The sequence below is a fragment of the Nocardioides dongkuii genome, assembly GCF_014127485.1.
GTDB lineage: Bacteria > Actinomycetota > Actinomycetes > Propionibacteriales > Nocardioidaceae > Nocardioides > Nocardioides dongkuii.
Map to the genome: position 1 here is coordinate 615,368 of NZ_CP059903.1, position 14,095 is coordinate 629,462.

Consider the following 14,095-nt stretch of genomic DNA (forward strand, 5'->3'; position numbering starts at 1 on the left):
GGCGGGTACGTTGGACGCATGCGCGTGGGCGTCCTCGACATCGGATCCAACACCGGCCACCTGCTGGTGGTCGACGCGCACGGCGGCGCGGCGCCGCTGCCGGCGTACTCCTACAAGCAGCCGCTCCGCCTCGCCGAGCACCTCGACGACTCGGGAGCGGTGACCCAGGCCGGCATCGACGCGCTGGCGGGCTTCACCGCCGAGGCGCTGGTCGTGGCCGAGGACAAGGGCTGCGAGGACCTGCTGGCGTTCGCGACCTCGGCGGTCCGGGACGCCACCAACTCCGACGCGGTCCTCGAGCACGTGCGCGAGCGCACCGGCGTCGACATCGGCGTGCTGTCGGGGGAGGACGAGGCCCGGCTGACCTTCCTCGCCGTACGCCGCTGGTTCGGCTGGTCCGCCGGCCGGCTGGTGGTCTTCGACATCGGCGGCGGGTCGCTGGAGATCGCCGGCGGCCAGGACGAGGCGCCGGACGTCGCCTGGTCGCTGCCGCTCGGCGCGGCCCGGCTGGCCCGCACCCGGCTCAGCGGCGGCCGTCCCAGCGAGGACATGATCCGCCGGCTGCGCCGCGACATCCGCGCCGAGATCGCGCGCGACGCCGGGCACCTGCTGCGCGCCGGCGTCCCCGACCGGGCGGCGGCGTCGTCGAAGACCTTCCGCTCCCTGGCCCGGATCTGCGGCGCGGCGCCCTCCACCGCGGGCCCGCTCGTCCCGCGCAGCCTGCCCTGCGACGAGCTCTCCCGGTGGATCCCCAAGCTGGCCGCGATGTCGCCCGAGGAGCTGGCGTCCCTGCCCGGGGTCTCGCCGAGCCGGTCCCACCAGATCCTGCCGGGGGCCCTCGTGGCGGAGGCCTGCATGGACATCTTCGACCTCCCCGCGCTCGAGATCTGCCCGTGGGCGCTGCGCGAGGGCGTCATCCTCGAGCGCCTCGACCAGCTCTCGGTGCTGGTCCCCGCGTGAGCGCCCCGACGGTGCGCGTCGGGCTCTCGACGTCCTCGGTCTACCCGGAGTCCTCCGCCCACGCCTTCGGCTACGCCGCCGAGATCGGGTACGACGCGGTCGAGGTGATGGTCGGCATCGACGCCCTGAGCCAGCAGACCAGCGCGGTCAAGCAGCTCTCCGACCACCACGGGCTGCCGGTCTCGGCCGTGCACGCCCCCTGCCTGCTCTTCACCCAGCGGGTCTGGGGCACCGAGCCGTGGGGCAAGCTCGAGCGCTCCGCCGAGATGGCCCACGAGGTGGGCGCCGCCGTCGTCGTCGTGCACCCGCCGTTCCGGTGGCAGCGCGAGTACGCCGCGGGCTTCGTCGACGGCATCGCGGCCCTCGAGGAGTCGACGGGCATCGCCTTCGCGGTCGAGAACATGTATCCGTGGCGCGCCTCGCAGAAGCGCGGCATGGAGATGTACCTGCCGGGCTGGGACCCCTCCGCCGAGCCGTACGCCAACACCACGATCGACCTCTCGCACGCGGCGATCGCCCAGTCCGACCCGGTCGCGATGGCCGAGCGGCTCGGCGGCCGGCTCCGGCACGTGCACCTCACCGACGGCACCGGCTCGGCCAAGGACGAGCACCTGGTGCCGGGACGCGGCTCGACCGGGGCGGCGGCGTTCCTCGCCCACCTCGCGGGCGCGGGCTTCGCCGGCGAGGTCGTCGTCGAGATCAACACCCGCCGGTGCGGCAGCCGCGAGGAGCGCGCGGCCGACCTGCGGGAGTCGCTGGAGTTCGCCCGCGAGCACTTCGCCGTCCGCACCCCGTCGGGGCCCAGCACGTAGCCTGCAGGCATGTCCCTGCTCCGCCAGCCGATCCTGCTCCTCTCCCGCAGCGACCGGTTCAAGTCCCTGGTCAGCGCCCTCCCGGTGACCTCCGGGATCATCACCGGCTACGTGCCGGGGGAGTCGACCGACTCGGTCGTCGCCGCCACCGCCCGGCTCGCCGACGACGGTCTCAAGGCCACCCTCGACCTGCTCGGCGAGGACACCCAGGACGCCGACCAGGCCGAGGCCACGGCCGCGGCGTACGTCGAGCTGCTGCGCCGGCTCGCCGCCGCGGGGCTGACCCCGGGCGCGGAGGTGTCGGTGAAGCTGTCCGCCATCGGCCAGACGCTGCCCGGCCACGGCGAGAAGACGGCGCTGGAGCACGCGCGCACGATCTGCCGCGCGGCCCGCAACGCGGGCTCGACGGTGACCCTCGACATGGAGGACCACACGACGACCGACTCGACGCTCGGGATCCTGCGCGAGCTGCGCAAGGACTTCCCCGAGACGGGCGCGGTGCTCCAGGCCTACCTGCACCGCACCGAGTCCGACTGCCGGGCCCTGGCGTACGAGGGCTCGCGGGTCCGGCTGTGCAAGGGCGCCTACCACGAGCCGGAGTCGGTCGCCTTCCAGGACCGGCTCGAGGTCGACAAGTCCTACGTGCGCTGCCTCAAGGTGCTGCTCGCCGGGCAGGGCTACCCGATGATCGCGACCCACGACCCCCGGATGATCCGGATCACCGGCTCGCTCGCCGGCCGCTACGGGCGCGCGCAGGGCTCGTACGAGTACCAGATGCTCTACGGCGTCCGGCCCGAGGAGCAGAAGCGCCTCGCGGCCGCCGGCGAGACCGTGCGGGTCTACGTGCCCTACGGCCAGGAGTGGTACGGCTACCTGATGCGGCGGCTCGCCGAGCGCCCGCAGAACCTGTCATTCTTCCTCACGTCGCTGTTCTCCAAGAAGTAAGAGGTCGAGGCCCTGATGAGCACGCAGACCGCCATCGTCGGCGCCGGCGTCATGGGCGAGGCCCTGCTGTCCGGGCTCGTGCGCGCCGGCCGCCGGGTCGACGACCTGATGGTGGGCGAGAAGCGCCCCGAGCGGGCCCGCGAGCTCGAGGAGCGGTACGGCGTGGCCGTGCTCGCCAATGCCGAGGCCGCCCGCAAGGCCGACACGGTGGTGCTGGTGGTCAAGCCGCAGGACATGGCCGACGTCCTCGCGGAGGTCTCCCCGCAGCTGCGCCCCGGCCAGCTCGTCGTCTCGCTCGCCGCCGGCATCACCACGGCCTACATCGAGTCCCGGGTGCCGGCCGACGTCGCCGTCGTCCGGGTCATGCCGAACACCCCCGCGCTCGTCGACGAGGGGATGGCCGCCATCTCGCCCGGCTCGCACTGCAGCGAGGAGCAGCTCGCCGAGGTCGAGCAGCTGATGGCGTCGGTGGGCAAGGTGCTCCGGATCCCCGAGCGCCAGCAGGACGCGGTGACCGCGATCTCCGGCTCCGGCCCCGCCTACCTCTTCTTCGTCGTCGAGTCGATGATCGAGGCCGGCGTCCACCTCGGCCTGCCGCGCACCACCGCCACCGAGCTGGTCATCCAGACCCTCGTCGGCTCCGGGAAGATGCTGCGCGAGACCGGCACCCACCCGGCGATCCTGCGCGAGCAGGTCACCTCCCCGGGCGGCACCACCGCCTCCGCGCTGCGCGAGCTCGAGGTGCACAAGGTCCGCGCCGCGTTCCTCGCCGCCATGGAGGCCGCCCGCGACCGGTCCCGCGCGCTGGCCGAGGGCTCCTGACGGCTGCCGCCCGCCGCCGCCCCTGCCGCTGCCCGGGACGTCATACGTCCTGGCGGCGATGACCACCAGGTCGTACGACGTCCCGCGGGACGTCATGCGGCGCGGTCGCGCTGACCACCACCTCGTACGACGTCCGGGGCCGGCCGGTCACAGGCCCACCGCCGCCTCCGCCGCCGCCAGCACCGGGGCGGTCACCTCGCGAGCCCGGGCGGCGCCGGCGGCGTACACGTCCGCGACGTGGGCGCGGTCGGTGGCGAGGTCGGCGTACCGCTGCTGCAGCGGCTCGAGGACGGCCACGACGGCGTCGGTGACCGCCCGCTTCAGGGCGCCGTACGTCGTGAGCCCCGCGGGGGACCCGCCGCACGCCACGAGCACCTCGAGCAGGTTGCTGACCCCGGGCTTGCGCTCCCGGTCGGGGCGCACCGCGTCCGGTCCGGTGTCGGAGTCGGTCACGGCCCGGGCGACCTTGCGACGCACCACGTCGGGGGAGTCGAGGAGGTGGATCACGCCCGCGGTGTCGGTGCTGGACTTGCCCATCTTCGAGCGCGGGTCCTGCAGGTCCATGACCCGCGCCCCGGCGGCCGGCACCACGAGCTCGGGCACCGTGAAGACCTCGCCGTAGGTGCGGTTGAAGCGCTGCGCCAGGTCGCGGGTGAGCTCGACGTGCTGGCGCTGGTCGTCGCCGACCGGCACCCGGGCGGGTCGGTAGAGCAGGATGTCGGCCGCCATCAGCGCCGGGTAGGTGTAGAGAGAGACCCGGGTCGAGCCGACCCCGCGACCCTTCTCCTTGAACTGGATCATCCGGCTGAGCTCGCCGGTGGTGGCGACGCACTCGAGCAGGTAGGACAGCTGGGTGTGCGCGGGGACCCGGCTCTGCACGAACAGCGTGCTGCGGTCCAGGCCCGCCGCCAGCAGCAGCAGGCGGAGCTCGTCGGTGCGCTCCCGCAGGACGGCGGGGTCGTGGGTCACGGTCATGGCGTGCAGGTCGGCGACGCCGTAGTAGCAGTCGGCGCCGTCCTGGGCCGCCGCCATCGGGCGCAGCGCGCCGAGCAGGTTGCCGAGCGTGAGCCGGCCGGTGGGCTTGAGGAGGGAGAGGTGACGCGTCGTCATGGGGTTGCTCCTGGGTCGAGGGCCCACGAGACGTGCCGGAGATGACGAACGGCCGCCCGTGGGCGGCCGTGGGTGAAGTGCGTGCTTCGAACGGGTCCGCCGTCAGGCGGGCCACCACTGGAAGGAGTTCCTCAGCACGGACTCATCATGGCAGAAGGTCGGCGGGCGGGTACCGTCCCCGCCATGCCCGCCTGCGAGGGTCCGGCGACGGTGGTCTTCGACCCGTCGCTGACCGAGTACGACTTCGGTCCGTCCCACCCCATGTCGCCGCTGCGGGTCGACCTCACGATGCGGCTGGCCACCGAGCTCGGCGTGGTCGGGGAGCGGCTGCGCGCCGTGCCGGCGCCCGTCGCCGACGAGGACCTGATCGCCACCGTGCACACCCCCGCGCTCATCGAGGCCGTCACGCGGGCCGGCAGGACGGTCGCGCCCGACCACCGGTTCGGGCTCGGCACCGACGACAACCCGGTCTTCGCCGAGATGCACCACGCCGCGGCGCACGTCGTCGGAGCGACCGCCGAGGCCTTCCGCCAGGTCTGGAGCGGGGAGTCGCTGCACTCCGCGAGCATCTGCGGCGGCCTGCACCACGCGATGCCCGACCGGGCCAGCGGGTTCTGCATCTACAACGACGTCGCGATCGGCATCCAGCAGCTGCTCGACCAGGGCGCCCAGCGGGTGGCGTACGTCGACGTCGACGTCCACCACGGCGACGGGGTGGAGCGGATCTTCTGGGACGACCCGCGGGTGCTCACCATCTCCCTGCACGAGACCGGGCAGATGCTCTTCCCCGGCACCGGGTTCCCCGAGGACCTCGGCGGCAGGGACGCCCAGGGCAGCGCGGTGAACGTCGCGCTGCCGCCCGGCACCGGCGACGGCGGCTGGCTGCGCGCGTTCCACGCGGTGGTGCCCCCGCTGCTGCGCGAGTTCGACCCCGAGGTGCTGGTCACCCAGCACGGCTGCGACTCGCACGCCGACGACCCGCTCGCCCACCTGATGCTGACCGTCGACGGCCAGCGGGCGACGTACCAGGCCCTGCACGACCTGGCCCACGAGGTGGCCGGCGGGCGCTGGGTGGTCACCGGCGGGGGCGGGTACGCGCTGGTCGAGGTCGTCCCGCGAGCGTGGACGCACCTGCTCGGCGTCGTGGCCGGCCGACCGGTCGACCCGCTGACGGAGACCCCGGGCGGCTGGCGCGAGCACGTCGAGGCGACCCTGGGACGGACGGCGCCGCACCGGCTCACCGACGGCCGGACCCCGGCGTACCGCGACTGGCGCGAGGGCTACGACCCCGACACCTGGCTGGATCGCGCGGTGCACGCCACCCGGATGGCGACCTTCCCGCTGCACGGCCTGGACCCCATGCCGTGAGCGGCACGGCAGGATCGCGCAAGTCAACACGCCGTAGACCACTGCAGTTTCTTTCGTTTACCTCTTCCCCACGAGTCACACCAGGCCCTATTCTCACGACTGCGTCGCCCGTGTGATCACCGGTGGGGAAGCCAGTGGCGGGCGCAAAGAAAGCTGGTGCTCGATGGCTACCAACTCCGCCGGTGATATCTCCGAAGCGAAGTTCCTGACCGTCGCGGAGGTCGCGGCGATGATGCGTGTCTCCAAGATGACGGTCTACCGACTCGTCCACAACGGCGACCTGCCGGCCGTGCGGGTCGGCCGCTCGTTCCGCGTCCGCGAGGAGGACGCGAACGAGTACATCCGCAAGAGCTTCTACGACGCGGGCTGAGCGGGCCGCGGCGCGGGGTGCGGGAACCCGGTCCTGGACCGGGATTCTGCCTGCCACCAGGGGCCGGATAGGCTGTGCCGGTCCTGCGGCACCGCCGTGGGCCGTCACAGCTTTGAAAGGTGTCCCGTGGGTTCTGTCATCAAGAAGCGGCGCAAGCGCATGGCCAAGAAGAAGCACCGCAAGCTGCTGAAGAAGACGCGCGTGCAGCGTCGCAAGCTCGGCAAGTAGGCCTCGACCGGGTCGCCGTCGCCATGGGCAGCGTGGGCAAGGTCGTCCTGGTCACGGGAGTCTCCCGTGACCTGGGGCGCAGGTTCGCGCGGTCCATCGCCGCCGACCCCGGCGTCCGCCGGGTGATCGGCGTCGACGTCGTCCCGCCGCGCGGGGACATCGGCGAGGTCTCGTTCGTCCGCGCCGACATCCGCAACCCGGTGATCGCCAAGGTGATCGCCAAGGAGGACGTCGACACGGTCGTCCACATGAGCGTCATCTCCACCCCCGGCACCGCCGGCGGGCGGAACACGATGAAGGAGCTCAACGTCATCGGGACGATGCAGCTGCTCGCCGCCTGCCAGAAGGCGCCGGGCCTGCAGCACCTCGTGGTGAAGTCCTCGACGACGGTGTACGGCGCGAGCAACCGCGACCCGGCGATGTTCACCGAGGACATGGAGCCCCGCCGGGCGCCGACCTCGGGCTACGCCAAGGACGTCGCGGAGGTCGAGGGGTACGTCCGCGGGTTCGCCCGCCGCCGCTCCGACGTCCGGGTGACGATGCTGCGCGCGGCCAACGTGCTCGGCCCGCAGGTGTCGAGCCCGGTCGCGTCGTACTTCCGGCTGCCGGTGATCCCCACCGTGCTCGGGTACGACGCCCGCCTGCAGTTCCTGCACGAGCACGACCTCCTGGGCGTCCTCACGCACGCGGTCAGCTCCGACGTCGCCGGCACCTTCAACGTCGCCGGCGACGGCATCCTGATGCTCTCCCAGGCCGTACGACGGCTCCGGCGCCCCTCGGTGCGGATGCCCGGCTTCATGGTCGGCAACGTCGGCTCCACGCTGCGGTCCGCGCGGGTCGCGGACTTCTCGCCCGAGCAGCTGGCCTTCCTCACCTACGGCCGCGGGGTCGACACGACCCGGATGCGCGAGGTGCTCGGCTTCGAGCCGGCGTACACCACCGCGGAGACGTTCGCCGACTTCGGCGCCCCGCTGCCCCCCACCGGCGGGCACGCCGACCGGATCCTCGCCAGCGTCGAGCGCCAGCTCACCACTCCGTCCTCGGGAGGCGACCATGGGTGACGCCGAGATCATCCCCATCGGCACGCGCGGTCGCCCCGGCCGCGGCACCGGCAAGCAGCAGCCCTCCAGCGCCGCCCGCGGGCTCGCCGGCGGGCCCGCGAAGCCCCGCCCCGCCCCGCGCAAGGCCGCCGCCGCCAAGGGCGAGCGGACCCGGCCCGAGGAGCAGGCGCCCGCCGCCGCCGCGGACGCGCCGGCACCCGAGGCGACCGACGAGCCCGCCGCCGTCGCCGAGCTCCGCGCCCCGGTGACCACCGAGGACCGCGGGCCGCTCGCCGGGATCCCCGCCTCCGACTGGATGGCCGCCTTCCAGGCCGCCGCGGTCGAGGTCTTCGGTGAGCAGTGGGAGCCCCAGCTGGCCCGCTTCCTCGCGTTCCTCCGTCGCCGGCTGACCGGCGAGTACCCCGTCGACGAGTACGGCTTCGACCGCGAGGTCACCGAGAAGCTCGTGCTCGCCACGCTCCGCCCGATCGCGGAGCGCTGGTTCCGTGTCGAGGTCCGCGGCATCGAGAACATCCCGACCGAGGGCGGCGCCCTGGTGGTGTCCAACCACTCCGGCACCGTCCCGGTGGACGGGCTGATGACGATGGTCGCGGTGCACGACCACACCGGCCGGTTCCTGCGCCCGCTCGGTGCCGACCTCGTCTTCCGGCTCCCCGTCATCTCCGCGCTCGCGCGCCGGAGCGGCGCCACCCTCGCGTGCAGCGAGGACGCCGAGCGGATGCTCGCCGGCGGCGAGCTCGTCGGCGTCTGGCCGGAGGGCTTCAAGGGCATCGGCAAGCCCTACTCCGAGCGCTACAAGCTCCAGCGGTTCGGCCGCGGGGGCTTCGTCTCGGCGGCGCTGCGCACCGGCGTCCCGATCGTGCCGCTCTCGGTCGTGGGCGCGGAGGAGATCTACCCGCTCGTCGGCAACGTGCCGGCGCTGGCGCGGCTGCTCGGCGTGCCGTACATCCCGATCACCCCGCTCTTCCCCTGGCTCGGGCCGCTCGGTCTGGTGCCGCTGCCCTCGAAGTGGCTGCTGGAGTTCGGCGAGCCGATCCGCACCGACGAGTTCGAGCGCGGTGCCGCCGACGACCCGATGCTCGTCTTCAACGTCACCGACCAGGTGCGCGAGACGATCCAGCAGACGCTCTACACGCTGCTGATGAAGCGCGAGTCCGTCTTCCGCTGACGGCTCCGACGGCCGGGCCGTGCAGTCAGGGGCGGGGCTTGACCAGCCCACCGATGAGGCCGCCGACGCCCTCGAGGACGCCGCCGAGCACGCCGCCGCCCGACGGGCCCGGCGTGCCGGGGGTGGACCCGCCGCCCTGGCCGCCGCCGCTGCCGGCACCGCCCTGGCCGCCGCCGATCACCTTGTCGATGAGGTCGCCGACCGGGCCGGACGGGTTCGCGCCGCCGGAGCCGGAGCCGGAGCCGGTGCCGCCGGCGCCGCCGTCGCTCGTCCCGCCGCCGGTCGCGGACCCGTCGCCCTCGCCCCCGGTGGGGGGCTGGGTCGGGGTCGGCAGCGGGGTCGTGCCGGGCTCGGGCTCCTGCCAGCCCTTCGTGCCGGGCCCGTCGGAGCCCCGGCCGGACCCCTTGTCGGACCCCTTGTCGGAGCCCTTGTCCGTGCCCTTGTCCGGGCCGGGCCCGGCGGGCGCCGGGGCCGCCTGGGCGAGGCCGGGCAGCAGGTCCTGGAGGCCGCTGGAGGCGCTGGTGGTGAGCAGCCACTTCGGCGTCTGGGTCAGCAGGTCCTCGCAGTCCGGGCAGACCAGCTGGACGGCGGCCTCGATGCCGGCGAGCACGTTGCCGGCGGTGACGAGGGAGTCGCGGACCTCGTCGGGGACGAGCGAGGCGAGGCTGCCGAGGGTCGCGAAACTCTCCTCGGTGAACTGCTGCAGCTCGGAGATCGCCGCGGGGTCGGGGTCGGCCTCGTAGGCGGTGAGCAGCAGGTCGCTGGCCTGGGTCGCCTGCTCGGTGAAGGTGGTAAGGGTCTCCTCGATGGCGCGGACGTCCTCGGTCTCCCCGGACGTGGCGAGCTCGCCGACCTCCTCGAGGCGCCCCGAGGCGTTGTCCAGCAGGGTCGCGCCCTTCTCGGTCTCGTCGACGGTGACGCCGGTCCGGGCGTTCTCCATCGCGCGCTTGACCGGGTAGAGCACGTCACCGGGCAGCGCGGACTGCGACGCGACCGCCATCGACGTCGTGGCGCCGACGATCGCGAAGCCGCCGACGAGCGTGGCCAGCCGACGTTCGCGGGGGGAGCGGCGGGTGACCGTGAGGCGGTCGTGCACGGGTGCGGCGGCCGGGCCGGCGACCGGTGCCAGCTCGGTCTCGGCGGCCGTCATCAGCCGCTCGCGCAGCTCGGCCACGAACTCGGGGCGGGGCTGGGCGGGCGGGGTGGCGCGCAGCGCGCCGACGATCTCGACGAGGGAGGCGTACCGCGCGTCGGGCGACCCGGTCGAGGTGCCCTCGACCAGGGAGTCGAACTCCTCGGCACGCCGTCGCGCTGCGAACACCGGGCTCATCGTCTCGGTCCTGTCGTCTCGTCTGGGCCGGGACGCGTGGTGCGGCGTCCCGGTACGACGTTGAACGACCCGTGGGCGCTGCAGGTTACGGCGTACGACGGGGGAGTCGTGCGGATCACGGTGACGGTGGTGATGGTGGTCATCAGCCCCTGATCCCTTCCGGCATCAGCTTGGCGAGGTTGCGGACCCCGCGCAGCTGCAGCTGCTTGATCGCGCCGTCGCTGCGCCCGAGGACGGCGGCGGTCTCGGCGATGCTCATGCCCTGCAGGAAGCGCATCACCAGGCAGTCGCGCTGCTCGATGGGCAGCTCGGTGAGCGCCTTGAGCAGGATCTCGTTGGTGAGCCCGGCGAGCACGGCGGCCTCGGGGCCCTCCGTGGCGTCGTCGTGCTGGCCCATGTCCTCGGTCGCCGTCTCCAGACGGGTGCGACCGGCCTTGAAGTGGTCGGTGGCGAGGTTGCGGGCGATGGTCATCAGCCAGGCGCCGAAGTCCTTGCCCTGCCACCGGAAGCCGGTCATGCTCCGCAGCGCCCGGAAGAAGGTCTCCGAGGTGAGGTCCTCGGCCAGCGCGCTGGACCGGGTGCGGTAGAAGAGGAAGCGGTAGACCGAGCCCTGGTAATGGTCGTAGAGCAGGCCGAAGGCCTCGGTGTCGCCACCGCGGGCGAGCTCGACGAGGGCGATCAGGCGGGCGCGCTCGGCCTCGGACTCCTCCGAGGACGCGGCCAGCTCGGCGTCGCCGTACGGCGCGGGGCCGCCGCCCGCACCGCCGGAGGACGCGCCGGGGCGGGGGCTGGCGCCACCGGCCACGGCCTCGGACTGGAGGGTCCCGGCGGCCAGCGGCTCGGGCAGCAGCAGGCGCGCGACCGCGTGACGCAGGTCGTCGAGCCCGTGCCGCAGCACGAAGCCGTGCGAGGCCATGTGGTCACCCTCCCCGATGCGCTCCCCCCAGAGCAGCGTCGATCCTACGCGCGGGTAGTCCGCTCTGTGAACGTAATCGTCCGGAAAAAGGGCGGCCGGGCGCTGGGCCCCTCAGCGCCGGCGTCGGACGGCGAGCCCGGCGGCGATCGCGCCGCTCGTCGCGCCGGTGACCGCCCCGGCCAGCAGACCGGCGCGCGCCGCCTTGCGGCCGGTGCGGTAGTCGCGCACTCGCCAGCCCTGCGCCCGGGCGTGGGCACGCAGCCGGGCGTCCGGGTTGATCGCACAGGGGTCGCCGACCATCGCCAGCATGGGGAGGTCGTTGAAGGAGTCGGAGTACGCCGAGCAGGCCTGCAGGTCGAGGTCCTCGCGCGCCGCCAGCGCGCCCACCGCCACCGCCTTCGCGGGGCCGTGCAGCATGTCGCCGACCAGCCGGCCGGTGTAGACGCCGTCCACGTGCTCGGCGACCGTGCCCATCGCGCCGGTCAGCCCGAGCCGCCGGGCGATGATCCGGGCGATCTCCACGGGGGCCGCGGTGACCAGCCAGACCCGCTGGCCCTGGTCGAGGTGCATCTGGGCCAGGGCGCGGGTGCCGGGCCAGATCCGGTGCGCCATCGCCTCGTCGAAGATCTCCTCGGCGAGCTCCTCGAGCTCGCGCACGGTGTGGCCGGCGATGAAGGAGAGCGCGGAGGTGCGGGCGTCGGCGACGTGGTCGGGGTCCTCGACCCCGACCATCCGGAAGTAGGCCTGCTTCCACGCGGCGCCGGCGATCTCGCGGGTGGTGAAGAACTTGCGCCGGTGCAGCCCGCGGGCGAAGTGGAAGATGCTCGCGCCCTGCATCACGGTGTTGTCGACGTCGAAGAACGCCGCCGAGGTGACGTCGGCGGGGGTGGTCAGCGCGGTCTCGACCTCGGCGATCGCGGCGGCGGCCTCGCCCGCCAGGGTCGAGCGCTGCTGGAGGTTCGGGAGGCGTCGCCGTTCCGCGGGCGGGGTCACCGGGCCAGGGTAGTGCCGGCCGGCCGACTCCGGCGCGCGTCGGCGAAGCGTGTGGAAGTATCTGCCCATGCTCGCCTCCGCCGAGGTCCACGACGTCCGCGACGTCGCCGACCTGGTCGCCGCGGCCGCCGCCGAGAACCCCGACAAGCTCGCGCTGGTGGAGGCCGGCGGGCGCTGCCTGACCTGGGCCCAGCTCGACGACGAGGTGGGCCGGATCGCGACCGGCCTCGGCGCGGCCGGCATCGTCGCGGGGCAGCGGGTGATGCTGGCCGCCGGCAACCGCCTCGAGTTCGTCGCGACGTACCTCGGCACGCTCCGCGCGCAGGCCGTCGCCGTCCCGGTCAACCCGCAGGCCGCGCCCGGCGAGCTCGCCCGGATGATCGCCGACTCCGGCGCGCGGATGGTGGTCACCGACGCCGACACGGTGCGCCGGGTGCGCGAGGGCGTCGCCCTGCTCGAGCAGGCGCTCGAGGACCACGCGGCCGGCCGCCCGACCGAGATCGACGGCGACCTGCTGGTCCGCGCCGCCACCCCGCGCGTCGTCGTCGCCGGGGCGACGCTGCTGCCCGGCGAGCGCTCCTACGACCACCTGCGCGCCGGCACCGGGCGCGCCGTACCTCCCCTGCAGGACCCGGAGAAGCTCGCCTGCCTCCTCTACACCAGCGGTACGTCGGGCCGCCCGCGCGCCGCGATGCTCACCCACCGCGCGCTGCTGGCCAACATCGACCAGGTCGCCCGGGTCCAGCCGCCGATGATGCACGGCGACGACGTGGTGCTCGGGGTGCTGCCGCTCTTCCACGTCTACGGGCTGAACGCCGTGCTCGGGGGCGCCGTCCGGCACCGCGCCAAGCTCGTCCTGGTCGACCGGTTCGACCCGCAGGGCACGCTCGACATCATCGACGACGAGGCCTGCAGCGTCGTCCCGGTGGCGCCGCCGGTCTTCGCCCACTGGGGCGCCGAGGTCCAGCTCGACGACCGGCTCGGCCCGGTCCGGCTGATCCTGTCCGGCTCCGCGCCGCTCTCGGCCGAGGTCATCGAGGAGTTCACCGCCCGCACCGGGATCCCGGTCCACCAGGGCTACGGCCTGACCGAGGCCGCCCCGGTGGTGACCAGCACGCTGTGCAGCGTGCGGCCCAAGCCGGGCTCGGTGGGCGCCGCGCTGCCGGGGGTCTCGCTGCGGCTGGTCGACGACGCCGGCCGCGCCCCGGAGGGCGAGGACCCCGGCGAGGTCCAGGTGCGCGGCCCCAACCTGTTCAGCGGCTACTGGCCCGACGGCGCGGACGGGCCGGACGCCGAGGGCTGGTGGTCCACCGGTGACGTCGGGTTCCTCGACGCCGACGGCGACCTGTTCCTCGTCGACCGGGTCCAGGACCTGGTGATCGTCTCCGGCTTCAACGTCTACCCCGTCGAGGTCGAGCGGGTCGTCCGCGAGGTCGAGGGGGTGGACGAGGCGGCCGTGATCGGCGTCCCCGACGAGGCGAGCGGCGAGGCCGTCGTCGTCTACGTCGTCGCCCCGGGCGCCGCGGACCCCGACGCGCTGGTCGCCGCCGTCCGCCAGCGCTGCGCGGAGCGGCTCGCCGGCTTCAAGCAGCCGCAGCGGATCGAGGTCGTCGCGGAGCTCCCGCTGACGGTCACCGGCAAGGTGCAGAAGGGCCGGCTGCGCGGGCTGGAGCGGCGCCGGTCGCTGGGGTTGCTGGAGTGACCGGGGAGCCGCGGGTGCTGCTCTACTCCCGTCCGGGCTGCCACCTCTGCGACGACGCCCGGGCCGTGGTCGCCCGGGTCTGCGCCGACCTGGGGGAGGAGTACGCCGAGGTCTCGATCCTCGACGACCCCGCCCTGCTCGAGCGGTACGCCGAGGAGATCCCGGTGACCCTGGTCGACGGCCGGCAGCACGACTTCTGGCGGGTCGACGAGACCCGCCTGCGCGCGGCGCTGACCCGCCCCCGGCCCTGACCGGACCACCGACCCCCGTGTGGGTGGTACTTCTCACATGTGCTAGCCCGCTAGGTGCG

15 protein-coding genes are annotated in these 14,095 nt (G+C 74.0%); 11 read left to right on the forward strand and 4 right to left on the reverse strand.

Features of this window, described 5'->3' with window-relative positions; all coding sequences use genetic code 11:
- The first annotated feature begins 18 nt into the window (after positions 1–18).
- The 4 genes from H4O22_RS02830 to proC are packed head-to-tail and all read left to right on the forward strand — an operon-like array spanning position 19 to position 3,539.
- Positions 19–960, forward strand: a complete 942-nt coding sequence (locus tag H4O22_RS02830; RefSeq protein ID WP_182525578.1) for a Ppx/GppA family phosphatase — start codon at positions 19–21, stop codon at positions 958–960.
- Positions 957–1,772: a sugar phosphate isomerase/epimerase family protein gene (locus H4O22_RS02835; RefSeq protein ID WP_182525579.1), complete on the forward strand. Its 816-nt coding sequence runs from the start codon at positions 957–959 to the stop codon at positions 1,770–1,772. The genes H4O22_RS02830 and H4O22_RS02835 overlap by 4 nt, the downstream gene beginning before the upstream one ends.
- Positions 1,773–1,781: 9 nt before the next feature.
- Positions 1,782–2,717 (forward strand): proline dehydrogenase family protein, encoded by a 936-nt coding sequence (locus H4O22_RS02840; RefSeq protein WP_220451268.1) that lies wholly within the window; start codon positions 1,782–1,784, stop codon positions 2,715–2,717.
- Between the two features lie 15 nt (positions 2,718–2,732).
- Positions 2,733–3,539 (forward strand): pyrroline-5-carboxylate reductase, encoded by an 807-nt coding sequence (proC, locus tag H4O22_RS02845; RefSeq protein ID WP_182525580.1) that lies wholly within the window; start codon positions 2,733–2,735, stop codon positions 3,537–3,539.
- A 147-nt stretch (positions 3,540–3,686) separates the two neighbouring features.
- Here proC and trpS read toward each other — a convergent pair whose 3' ends face one another.
- Positions 3,687–4,649: a tryptophan--tRNA ligase gene (gene trpS, locus H4O22_RS02850; protein WP_182525581.1), complete on the reverse strand. Its 963-nt coding sequence runs from the start codon at positions 4,647–4,649 to the stop codon at positions 3,687–3,689.
- A 183-nt stretch (positions 4,650–4,832) separates the two neighbouring features.
- On the opposite strand from trpS, the gene H4O22_RS02855 reads away from it, so the two are divergent.
- From H4O22_RS02855 to H4O22_RS02875, 5 genes are all read left to right on the forward strand, one after another.
- Positions 4,833–6,017 (forward strand): acetoin utilization protein AcuC, encoded by a 1,185-nt coding sequence (locus tag H4O22_RS02855; protein WP_182525582.1) that lies wholly within the window; start codon positions 4,833–4,835, stop codon positions 6,015–6,017.
- Between the two features lie 163 nt (positions 6,018–6,180).
- Positions 6,181–6,387, forward strand: a complete 207-nt coding sequence (locus H4O22_RS02860; protein ID WP_182525583.1) for a helix-turn-helix domain-containing protein — start codon at positions 6,181–6,183, stop codon at positions 6,385–6,387.
- 126 nt (positions 6,388–6,513) lie between these two features.
- Positions 6,514–6,615, forward strand: coding sequence for a 30S ribosomal protein bS22 (locus tag H4O22_RS02865; protein ID WP_008356322.1), 102 nt, complete (start codon positions 6,514–6,516; stop codon positions 6,613–6,615).
- Positions 6,616–6,638: 23 nt separating this feature from the next.
- The gene (locus H4O22_RS02870) at positions 6,639–7,676 is read left to right on the forward strand and encodes an NAD-dependent epimerase/dehydratase family protein (RefSeq protein WP_182525584.1); all 1,038 of its coding nucleotides are present in this window, start codon (positions 6,639–6,641) and stop codon (positions 7,674–7,676) included.
- The gene (locus H4O22_RS02875; RefSeq protein WP_182525585.1) at positions 7,669–8,844 is read left to right on the forward strand and encodes a lysophospholipid acyltransferase family protein; all 1,176 of its coding nucleotides are present in this window, start codon (positions 7,669–7,671) and stop codon (positions 8,842–8,844) included. The genes H4O22_RS02870 and H4O22_RS02875 overlap by 8 nt, the downstream gene beginning before the upstream one ends.
- Positions 8,845–8,869: 25 nt before the next feature.
- On the opposite strand, the gene H4O22_RS02880 is transcribed toward H4O22_RS02875, so the two are convergent.
- From H4O22_RS02880 to H4O22_RS02890, 3 genes are all read right to left on the reverse strand, one after another.
- Positions 8,870–10,174 (reverse strand): DUF5667 domain-containing protein, encoded by a 1,305-nt coding sequence (locus H4O22_RS02880; RefSeq protein WP_182525586.1) that lies wholly within the window; start codon positions 10,172–10,174, stop codon positions 8,870–8,872.
- Between the two features lie 142 nt (positions 10,175–10,316).
- On the reverse strand, positions 10,317–11,090 hold the full coding sequence (locus H4O22_RS02885) for a sigma-70 family RNA polymerase sigma factor (protein ID WP_182525587.1): 774 nt from the start codon (positions 11,088–11,090) through the stop codon (positions 10,317–10,319).
- Between the two features lie 111 nt (positions 11,091–11,201).
- Positions 11,202–12,083 (reverse strand): HAD family hydrolase, encoded by an 882-nt coding sequence (locus tag H4O22_RS02890; RefSeq protein ID WP_244963084.1) that lies wholly within the window; start codon positions 12,081–12,083, stop codon positions 11,202–11,204.
- Positions 12,084–12,150: 67 nt separating this feature from the next.
- Between H4O22_RS02890 and H4O22_RS02895 the strand changes: the two genes are divergently transcribed.
- Positions 12,151–13,785 carry a class I adenylate-forming enzyme family protein gene (locus H4O22_RS02895; protein ID WP_182525589.1) on the forward strand — a complete coding sequence of 545 codons (1,635 nt, stop codon included), beginning with the start codon at positions 12,151–12,153 and terminating at the stop codon, positions 13,783–13,785.
- The gene (locus tag H4O22_RS02900) at positions 13,782–14,036 is read left to right on the forward strand and encodes a glutaredoxin family protein (protein WP_182525590.1); all 255 of its coding nucleotides are present in this window, start codon (positions 13,782–13,784) and stop codon (positions 14,034–14,036) included. The genes H4O22_RS02895 and H4O22_RS02900 overlap by 4 nt, the downstream gene beginning before the upstream one ends.
- Positions 14,037–14,095 lie beyond the last annotated feature (59 nt).